8 protein-coding genes and 1 pseudogene are annotated in these 8,240 nt (G+C 29.0%); 3 read left to right on the plus strand and 6 right to left on the minus strand.

Annotated elements, in window-relative coordinates:
* Both BM384_RS13280 and BM384_RS13285 read right to left on the minus strand, forming a co-directional pair.
* A pseudogene (locus tag BM384_RS13280) lies at window positions 1–195 on the minus strand (IS5/IS1182 family transposase); the annotation flags it as partial.
* Between the two features lie 154 nt (window positions 196–349).
* A complete protein-coding gene (locus BM384_RS13285; RefSeq protein WP_090014331.1) occupies window positions 350–1,303 on the minus strand; it encodes a flavodoxin family protein in 954 nt (317 codons plus the stop codon).
* A 165-nt stretch (window positions 1,304–1,468) separates the two neighbouring features.
* Here BM384_RS13285 and BM384_RS13290 point away from each other — a divergent pair, with 165 nt between their 5' ends.
* Window positions 1,469–2,707, plus strand: coding sequence for a PucR family transcriptional regulator (locus BM384_RS13290; RefSeq protein ID WP_175537386.1), 1,239 nt, complete (start codon window positions 1,469–1,471; stop codon window positions 2,705–2,707).
* A 175-nt stretch (window positions 2,708–2,882) separates the two neighbouring features.
* Window positions 2,883–3,695: a LysR family transcriptional regulator gene (locus BM384_RS13295; protein WP_139232118.1), complete on the plus strand. Its 813-nt coding sequence runs from the start codon at window positions 2,883–2,885 to the stop codon at window positions 3,693–3,695.
* 239 nt (window positions 3,696–3,934) lie between these two features.
* Here the strand turns inward: BM384_RS13295 and BM384_RS13300 are convergent, their stop codons facing one another.
* The 4 genes from BM384_RS13300 to BM384_RS13310 form a co-directional block, all read right to left on the minus strand.
* Entirely contained in the window at window positions 3,935–4,675 is a 741-nt protein-coding gene (locus BM384_RS13300; protein ID WP_090014335.1) for a hypothetical protein, read from the minus strand.
* A complete protein-coding gene (locus tag BM384_RS18685; RefSeq protein WP_347455078.1) occupies window positions 4,665–5,168 on the minus strand; it encodes a hypothetical protein in 504 nt (167 codons plus the stop codon). Before BM384_RS18685 ends, BM384_RS13300 begins: the two co-directional genes overlap by 11 nt.
* Window positions 5,146–6,780: a hydantoinase/oxoprolinase family protein gene (locus BM384_RS13305; RefSeq protein WP_347455079.1), complete on the minus strand. Its 1,635-nt coding sequence runs from the start codon at window positions 6,778–6,780 to the stop codon at window positions 5,146–5,148. Before BM384_RS13305 ends, BM384_RS18685 begins: the two co-directional genes overlap by 23 nt.
* Window positions 6,781–6,904: 124 nt before the next feature.
* A complete protein-coding gene (locus tag BM384_RS13310) occupies window positions 6,905–7,855 on the minus strand; it encodes a citrate transporter (RefSeq protein WP_242946035.1) in 951 nt (316 codons plus the stop codon).
* A 184-nt stretch (window positions 7,856–8,039) separates the two neighbouring features.
* Between BM384_RS13310 and BM384_RS13315 the strand changes: the two genes are divergently transcribed.
* A partial coding sequence (locus BM384_RS13315; RefSeq protein ID WP_347455080.1) for a hypothetical protein occupies window positions 8,040–8,240 on the plus strand: 201 nt, incomplete at its 3' end.

Consider the following 8,240-nt stretch of genomic DNA (forward strand, 5'->3'; position numbering starts at 1 on the left):
AAGATATTTAAACATACGAATTGGATCTATAGCATTTCTACCATTATTAGAACAATATTTATTAGAAAGTTCGTCATAAACAAATGAAAAGTCAATTAATTCATTAATTTTTCTCAGCATATTGTCTTTGGGAACAACCAAATCATAAATTCCTGTATATTCACTTAAAATCATTGTTTCTTGCTTTTTTATCACTCTAATCACCCTTATTATTTAATAAATTAAGTATAACATAAAAAGCCCAAAAGATTGTTGAATAACAATCTTTTGGACTTAATTTTCCGAAGGGCACTTTTTCAGTGCCCTCTTTTAATTATGGCCTATTTTTTACTATATATTAATTTATTTATTATCTTTCTATTTCTATTCCTGGGAAATTAATATTCTTATATTTTTCAAATTTTTCTTTTACTATTGCAAGATTTTCTTTAGTATAAAATCCACCTTGAGTATGATTTATTTCATCACCATGATGTTGTCTACCTTTAACATCTGTTCTATCTCTACATAATCCATCTTCTTGAATTACAAACTTCCACTTACCATCTTCTGTTTTTTCTAAGTTTCCACCTGCTCCACATACTTGACATTCTACAGGGAAATGAAGTCCATCCCATTGTACTTCACCTAAAATCAAAGCATTTGAGTGACAGTTTGGACACCATCCCATATCTTCTTCTCCAAGCCATACTCTTTCTTCAGCTGGTGTATTTAAAGACTTCATTATATTTTCTCCCATTTTACGTGCCTTTTCTATAAGGTCATCATGAAGAAGACATTGCTTTGGTGTTGGAACTCTTGTTGCTAATAACATGTCTACAACTTTAAAGTCATTAGTAAAACATGTTGCTTGCATTGATTCAAGTGCCATTGATTGCCATGAACGAGTTGAACCTCCAACTGCAATAAGTCCCGCTACTCTATCTTTATGTTCTACAGCTCCTATAGCCTCTAAAAATGATGATTCATAAGCTAAATTTCTATGCATGAATTTTGTAAATGTTGCTGTAGGCATTAAGTCATAAGTTGGTACTGAAAATATAACTGCATCTACATTTAACATAACTTTCATAATTTCATCTTTATCATCTTTATCTTTTAAAGTACAACCAACGTTTTTACCATTTGTAAAACCATGAGTACATGCTGTACATCCTGTACATTCTTCAATATTATAATCTCTTAAATTAATCATTTTAACGTCTGCACCTTGATTTGCACACTCAAGTAATGCTTCTTTTAATAATATTTCTGAGTTTGAATTTTTTCTTCCTGCTGTTACGCCTAACACCGTATAAGTCATTTATTTATACCTCCATTATTTATACTTAACATCTAAGTAATTTATGTAGTAAAATTATATATATAATAGTATCATCTTAAACTTTTTATGATATTAGACAAAAGAAGGAACTTCAGATTGTTTTCTCATTCTAATTCCTACTTTTTTATGAATGGAGAGGTTTTCATGACAAAGGATAATTTATATAAAAAACAATGCATTATATTTAATAGTTTATTTGAAAAAAATAACATTCAAGAAATAGTTGACACAGCTGAAACTATCTTCAAAAACCCTATTTTCATTTTAAATACAAGCTATCAAATTATAGCAAAATCTTCTCTTGCTAGAGAAATTAATTCCTATACAGAAACTGATAATGGAGATTGTTACTTAATGAATAATCTTATAGATCTTATGAATAAAAATAAATGTATTGATTCTATATATTCCATAAACAAATCTTTTTTCTTTGAGGATAAAAACACTAATGATAAATTTATTTTTTCTCCTATTAAAACAAATAGTCTCACAACTTTCTATATTGGAATACCAAAAACAAATACTGAATTTATAGACGAGCATCTAGATTTAGCAGATACTCTAGCTAAGGTACTTTCAATTCAAATTGAAAAAGATGATATCTTTATAAGTAATTCTGGTTCAGATTATGAATATTATTTAAATGATCTTATTTCAAATAAAATTGATAATATTGATTACTTAAAAAAGAGATTTAATAACATCAATTTTCCTCTTTACAAATACTTTATCATTATGTCTATTCCCTTTAAAAAAACCTCTGCAGATTACAAACACAACTTTGCTTTAAAGGAGTTATTTCTAAACATAAAAAATATTTTTAATAATTCAATATTTACATATTATGAAGAAAAATTAGTTTTTCTTATTACTAGTGATTTAAATTCTGTAATAACAAATAATGAATATGTTAGATTTAAAAAATTCCTTAGATTAAATAAATTAAAATGTGGTATAAGCACGCCATTTTTAAATATATTAGATACAACCTATTTCTTCAACCAAGCTGTATTTGCCTCTTCTTTAGCATTAAAAAATAATATAATATTTTTTAATGATTATATCGATACCTATTTACTTGCAAATTGTAGTTCAGAAATAAACCTACTAACCCTTATACATCCTTGTATTAATGAGCTAAAAGAATATGACAATACTCATAATACTGAACTATTAAAAACCTTAAAAATATATTTAAGTAATAACAGAAATGTAATTAAAGCATCTACTATACTAAATATACATAAAAGTACTTTCTTTTATAGATTTCATAAAATTGAAAACATCATTAATTGTTCTTTAGATACTGATAATATGCTATTTAAGTTAGAATTATCTTTTAAGATTTTAGAATACATAAAAAACATCCAAAATAATAATTGATTCCTATATATTTAAAATTATTTTCCCTTTTTAAATATTTTGTGCTATAGTTTTATGATGTGTATATAGCATTTATTAAGGAGGGCGATTTTTATCAGCATAGAACAAATAGAATATTTTCTAACTAACAGTAAAAAAACTTCAAGTTTTTTCAAAGGCTGCCGATGAGCTTTGTATGCCCCAATCAGCATTATCAAAGCAAATTAAAGCACTTGAAAAAGAATTTGATACTGTACTGTTTGAAAGAAACTCAAGAATCACAAAACTCACTCCTGCTGGAGAAGATTTTGCTCTTTATGCAGAAAACCTTTTAAATAGTTACTATGATATTATTCATAAGATGAAAAAGCACTCTATAGAAGCTGCTTCTTCCCTTAATATAGGAACAATATCAGTTATAAGCCAATATGGATTAACATCTGTAATTGCTGCATTTAAAAATAAATATCCAAATATAAAACTAAATATTCGTGAAGATGAAAATCCAGCTATAGTTAAGATGTTAGAAAAATCTGAAATAGACCTAACTATTGCTAGAGATATAAATTTAAATAAAGATTCTTTTAATATATATCCTTTAGCTGATGATGAATTAGTTGTTGTTACATCTAACAAGCATCCTTTATCTAAAAAGAAATATATATCATTTAAGGATCTAAAAGGTGAAAATTTTATACTATGTACAAACTCATGCATGTATGATACATGTGTAAAAGAATGTAAAAAAGAAAATTTCAAACCTAATGTTCTTTACGATGTTTGTAAAATTGAAACTATTTTAGGATTAGTTTTAGAAAATCTTGGTATAACCCTTATGGCAAACACTGTGTTAAAGTCATTTACCAATTATGATTTATCCGTTCATCCTTTGAAAACTCCTATAAGTTATAATTTAGTGTTAGCTACAAATAAAAATAGTTCTAAAACTAAAGAAAGTAATTTATTTAAAGATTTTATAATAAATGAACTAACTGAACAAAGTGGCTGACGCCACGCTTTTCAGCGCAGGAAGCAGCTTTGTTTTGCCATGCAAAAGGTCCTAAAAGTAAAATAATTTCATATTAAAATACAATTTATTATTTTGCTTTTAGGTTCTTTTGCGGCCTACAATTATTTTTTAATGCACCTCACAACTTCCATAGGAGAAAGCCAGTCAAAATCAGTGTTTAACATCAAAAAAATTTTATACTTTTCTATGCATTAAAAAAGGCGCCAAAAAGGCAGCCTTTACTTTATATTCATAACTTCTTTATAAAGCATATATGATGCTTCTTTATTGTATATGTACACTAGAAATATATCTAATATATAAGGTGAAAATTCAAGCTTTAAAAATTCTTTTGCAAAAGCCATTCCTGCAATTTCTCCTAAAGCTACTATACTGGAATCATTTTTTAAGGGTCCTAATTTCCAAAGTCTTATTTTTTCTGTCTTCTTAAATAACTCATCATTTTTTTCTTCTATAAAATGAAACACTTCATGAGCTAAAAGTATTTCTCTTATAGAATCTTCTTCAAAAATATTATGTAAACTTTCTTCTTCTATAAGTTTTTTCGCCTTATCAAGACTATCTTTAAATAAACTTATATTATTAGGTTCTACAAACTGGGCAAATAATATATGTGCTCCACCCACTGGTTTATCTGGGTAATCTACATTCAAATTTAATTTTTCTGTACATTCATATATACTTTCTGTATTAAATTTTTCTTTTATCTTTTCCGCTTCTTCTCTTCCACAAATATTAGCTTTACTTATTAAAAGGTTTCTTTCTTTTTCTGAAGATCTACCATTTAAAGGTTCTCTTCTAAAAGCATACCTGCCCCACTTATCATCTGAAACAGCTATTAAATCTTCTAGCATTTTTCTTATTTCAGGTATTTTTTCATTATCACTCTTTATACTAGAATCCTTTTTTCCCATAAGAGATTTCATAAATTTTTCTGCAAAGTTTTCTTTATATTTCATTCTTAACTCCCACTACCACTATATCTTCATTTTCTTCTACTTCTTGGACTATTAATTCCATAAGCATTAAATTTTGATTTAACTCTGTACAAGAATCAAAATCCATAACCTTTGCTCCTGAACATATATAAAAGTCTGGCCTTAAAACACTATCATCTTTATATACTGTAAGTTTTTCATAAATATCCTTAACTACTTCCCTATATTCCTTAGCCTTACATTTCTTAGCCATCCCCTTACTTCGTTGGACCTTAATAAAACCTTTTTTATCTAGAATTCTAATTTTTTCTCCTCCTCTAAATATAAAAAAGTTTTTAGTTTTTTCTATAAGTATTGTATCTTCTAAAGGTGTATTCATATCCTTTGATGCAATACTTTTTGCTTCATCTTCATCACATTCTTTTAAAAGATCTGTAGACTTAACCTCTGCAGAACCTGTAGCTATAGCTCTAACCTTAGATGTTGTATTATCATATTCTATATGATAATACAACCGTATCTTGTGATGCACCATTTTTAATAACATTATTAACAGCTTCATTTCTAATCTTCTTAAAATCTTCCTTTGTAGGGCTTGGAATTACCCTTTCCACACTTTCCCTAATCATAGATAATGCAACTCCAATAGATGACATAACTTCTGAATTTTCAGGAATACTATAATTTACGTTCATCTTTTCAGCGCAATATCTTATTAAGGATGCTGTTCCCCCTCCAACACCAATAAGAGAAAGCTGATCTTTTGAAAGCTTATATTTTACTGCTAATTCATAAATTACTGGTTCTATTTTTTTATAAGTATTTTCTAATATATCTTCAGCTAATTTTTCTACAGTAATATTCATGTAATCTGCTACTACCTGCATTGCTTTAACTGCTGATTCTCTATTTCCGTAAGCAAACTGTCCTGGTTTTACTAAATTTAATACATTTGCAGCACAAGTATTAGTTATAGTAATCTTCTTTCCACTTTTCAATTTTATAGCTATATAATCCTTAGGATCTCCTTCTTTAGGAGAAAAGAACTCTATTTCAGGCTCAACTATTTCTTCAGGATCTGTAAAAGCTGCATAAGGAAGTCCTGCAATATGTGCACTTCTAGGCCCCACATCTATTACTCCATCTTTGTTTCCTCTTATCATACTTCCGCCAGCTACTCCAAGTACTCTTACATCAATTGATGTAACAAGAGTCTTATGACCATCAACAACAGAATAATCAATAGCCGGTCTTCCATTTTTTATAACTCCAATATTAGTGGATGTCCCTCCAACTTCAAAATAAATTTCATTTGACACTCTAAGATACATTAAAGAACCCATAACACTTGCAGCTGGTCCTGACAGCATTGTTAATATAGGTCTTTTTTTCATCTCACTTATATCCATGGCACCACCATCACCACGCATTATCATAAGTGGAACCTTTACCCCTTCATCTTTCACTGACTTTTCTGTACTTTCTGCAACAGCAAGCATTTTAGGAAGTATACTTGCATTTATGGCTGCTGTTTTTGTTCTTCTTGTGAGCCCATATAACTTTGTAATATCAGAGGCTACAGTCACTGGCATATTCATACTTTCTGCTACCTTTGCTGCTTTTATTTCATAACTAATATCATCTACCCCAAAGGCCATAGATGTTACAAGCACTTCTGCCCCTAAAGACTTTAATTCGTCAATCTTTTCCTTAACACCTTCTTCAGAAAAATGATTCTTTTTTATAAAAACACTAGATATTTTAATTTTTCTACCTGTACCTAAATCGATATCTTTTAAATTCATTTGCTTTTCAGCAAGAAATCCTGCTATTCCACTATCTATAATACCTAAAATCCCAACATGAACAACATCACCTTCTAAAAGAGCATTAGTTGCTTGAGTTGTGCTATGTGCAACAAATACAACATCTTCAGCAGATATATTATTCTCTTTTAAACATTTAGTAAAGGATTCAACACCCCCTCTAGCAACTCCATCTTTATCATCATGAGTAGTTTTCACAGAATACTTTCCTATAATTTCATGAATATCATTATCTATAGCTACTGCTTTCGTATGAGTTCCTCCGACATCAATTCCTATTCGTAAAACTTTCTTTTTCACCTTAATTCCCTCTTCTTTTGCTATTTTTTATATCTTTTTGTTTTTATATTATATAATCATTTTTAATATATACAAAGAAATTCCGCCTTACAAATATTTGTGAGACGGAATTTTTGTATTTATATTATCTACCGAACATGAAGAATGTTACTATACTTAATATTGCACAGATTATCCATCCTATTGGTATACTTCTCTTTAAGAAATCTTTTGTACCTACTTTTGTATATCCAAGTCCCCATACTATCCAAGATTGAGTTATACAACATGAGATATTCATTGTTATTGTTGGTGCATACATTAATGGGAATAATAGAAGGTTTGAGAAACCAACACTCTTTAAAATTCCTAATGTAGCCGCTCCACATCCTGCTAATGTAAATGGGCCTCTAAACATTCCAAGAGGTGCAAGCACTGCAAATGCAATACAAATTACTAATGTGTTGTTTGGTATTATTCCACCTAAAACTGCATTGAAATATGGAACACATAATTCTGCTGCTTTATTAAACATAGGGATCATTAACATGAATCCTACAAGTGGAGCTGTATCTATAGCACCATCATAAAAAGTTTTACCAAATACCTCTGTAGTTGCCTTATATGAAGTAAGTTTTCCACATACTGCTAGCGCAAAGAAACTTGCCACTAAGAAACCAACTATAACAGGAACATTAAGTCCTATTGCTAAAATAACTGGTATAAATGGAGTAATTAAAGCAATTGTTGGTGCTGATTTAGGTTCTTCTTCTGCAACTGGAGCTTGAGCTGCCCATGCATGAACTCTTTTATTTCTCTTTAAAGCTATGATTGGAACAATTATAGCCACAAGTAATTGAATTCCTAAAGCAACAAATCCCCATCTTAAGTAAGTTGAATCATAAAAGTAAGCTTGTGCTCCGTTAACATCTAAATAAAATGCTTGATATTGATTAAATATAACTGGGTTTATATATAAACCTGCACCTATCGATAATAAGAATGAAATAAGCGCTGAAACTTTAGGAATACCTAAAGACAATAAAATTGGTAATACTATAACTCCGATAGCAACAACTGCTCCAGCACCAAACATGCTTGAGAAAACTGCTGTAGTAACAACTGCTAAAAGTGTAGATGTAACAATTGGCTTGTCCCCACCGAACTCACAATGTCGTCAACTTAAGAATAAAATAAAAAATATAAAAAAAAGCTTGACAATAGAGAAAAAATTTGCAGCCTCGCTATAGAGAAATAAATTTATAGTGAGGTTTAATATTATGAAAAATACAACATTATTATCTGCAATTTTGAAAGATACAAACAATTTAATTACTTCGAGTGAATTTAAAGAAGCTTACAGTTTAGGTAATTCATTTTCAAGAAATAGAAAATTATCATTTTCTAATGCTGTCTTTTTTATTTGCTCCGCATTACGTAAATCTATATCTTCTGAAATTAATAATTTTATTGAAGATCAT

It is taken from the genome of Clostridium sp. DSM 8431, assembly GCF_900116755.1.
Classification (GTDB): Bacteria; Bacillota; Clostridia; order Clostridiales; family Clostridiaceae; genus Clostridium.